This is a genomic window from Sphingobacterium sp. HSC-15S19 (assembly GCF_050433745.1).
Classification (GTDB): Bacteria; Bacteroidota; Bacteroidia; order Sphingobacteriales; family Sphingobacteriaceae; genus Sphingobacterium; species Sphingobacterium siyangense.
Map to the genome: position 1 here is coordinate 1 of NZ_JBNPWQ010000091.1, position 2,141 is coordinate 2,141.

Annotated in this window: 2 protein-coding genes; both read left to right on the top strand. The window is 46.4% G+C overall.

From position 1 onward, the window contains the following. Positions 1-1,445 (top strand): IS21 family transposase (gene istA, locus L1283_RS28405; protein WP_429626811.1); only part of this gene is annotated, 1,445 nt, incomplete at its 5' end. Positions 1,446-1,473: 28 nt separating this feature from the next. After that, positions 1,474-2,141 (top strand): ATP-binding protein (locus tag L1283_RS28410; protein ID WP_429626812.1); only part of this gene is annotated, 668 nt, incomplete at its 3' end.

Consider the following 2,141-nt stretch of genomic DNA (forward strand, 5'->3'; position numbering starts at 1 on the left):
ATTTGCAGCGGTTCGCCGACAGCGGATTCAGTATTGCGGAACTGCTCCTTTTTTCCGATGTCGAGCTGGAGGCTTATCTTAATGCGGGCAAAGCGGAACAGATAGAAAAAGACCCCCGTCGGATACATCTTGAATCACAGTTTTCCTATTTATTTTCTGAACTCCGTCGTGTGGGAGTTACGCGTCAGCTGTTATGGCAGGAATATATCAATGAATATCCCGATGGGTTTGGTTATTCCAGATTCTGTGAGCTTCTTCAGGAACATATCCGCAAACAGGGAGCCACCATGCGTTTTGAACATGAGCCTGGGAGGCTGCTGCAGGTGGACTTTGCCGGTGATATGCTGCATTATTTGGATACCGACAGTGGTGAGCTGATAGCCTGTCCAGTTCTTGTCGCCGTATTGCCTTTTAGTGGTTATAGTTATGTGGAGGCGCTCATTAATGCGTCTTTGCCACAGGTATTGCGGGCGCTTAACAATGCACTTGGGTATTTTGGAGGCGTACCCTTATCGGTAAAGTCGGACAATATGAAACAGTGGGTCGTGCGCAGTAACCGTTACGAGCCAAAGTTCGCCGATATGTTGGAGCAATGGGCCAATCATAACAACATAGCGCTCCTGGCCACACGTCCTGCAAAACCCAGGGATAAGGCATCAGTGGAAGGTGCTGTTAAAATAACCTATCAACGGATATACGCTCCACTCCGAAATGAGACCTTTAAAAGTATCCGCGAACTGAACCTTGCTATAAGCCTACAGCTCAAGGAACATCATCAAAAAAACTTTCAGCGCAAAACTTTCAGTAGAACAGAGCTTTTTGAAAGCAGCGAGAAACCTGCCTTAAATCCATTACCGGCTAGCTCTTTCGTAATGAAGCATTATACACGTGCAAAGGTACAACGTGATTATCATGTGGTACTGGGCGAGGACTGGCACTTCTACAGTGTGCCCAGCAAACATATCGGGAGCACGGTAAATATTATTTATTGTACCGATACCGTTGAAATATACATCGGAAACACCCGTGTAGCCCTTCACAGGCGCAGCTATAAAAAACACGGTTATACGACCGACAGAAATCATGAACCACCCCATCACCGCCACTTTCGCGAGCGCCTGGCCTGGAATCCCGATGACTATCTTTTAAGGGCAGAAAAATACGGTGTTGCCACCCGCGAATACTTTCAAAAGGTGATGGATAGCAAACTGATCATAGACCAATCTTATCAAGCCTGTCAGGGACTCCTCAGGCTGGCATCGCTTTATCCAGACCGCATAGAAGCCGCCTGCCAAAGAGGGCTAAAAGGCCACCGCTTTAATTATATGTCCATAAAAAATATCCTTGACAACAAGATGGACATGCTGGAAAAAGATGATCGGCCCACTGTCGGCTACACCATTCCGCTGCATGCGAACATCCGGGGTGCGGATGAATACAAATAAAAAAAAGACACATAAATCAACAACAGAAATGAACACAGATCAAACTATCGAACAGCTCAGATCAATGCGCCTGACTGGCATGGCCCGCCGCTATGAAGCAGTCGCCTCCTTACCAGTACACGAAATCCAGGATGTCCATGAACTATTGGGATCTATGGTACAGGCCGAACTCGAATACCGGGACCATACCAGGACCCAAAAATATCTCAAAGCCAGCCGGCTCAGGTACAACGCTCTTCCTGAAGAGATCATCTGCAATGTAGAAAGGGGCATCACACGTGAACAGGTACTTCGACTTTCAGACGGCACTTTTATACATCGTGGAGAAAATGTTCTTATCACAGGGGCTACAGGATCAGGTAAAAGCTTTTTGGCCTGTGCGCTGGGAAGGTCGGCTTGTCTGCTGGGCTTTAAAACGCTATACTTCAGTATGAACCGCTTTATGGATACCGTTGTACAGACCAGGCTTGATGGTACTTATCTGAAATGGATAAAGGGAATTGCAAACCAAAAGTTACTCATATTGGATGACTTCGGGTTAAAATCTATAGACGCTGATACTCGGCTTGCACTGCTAGATATATTGGAAGACCGATATGGAAATAGCTCTGTTGTCATAACTTCTCAGCTACCGATTGAAGCATGGTACAACTTTATTGATGAGCCAACACTTGCGGATGCGATAATGGACAGATT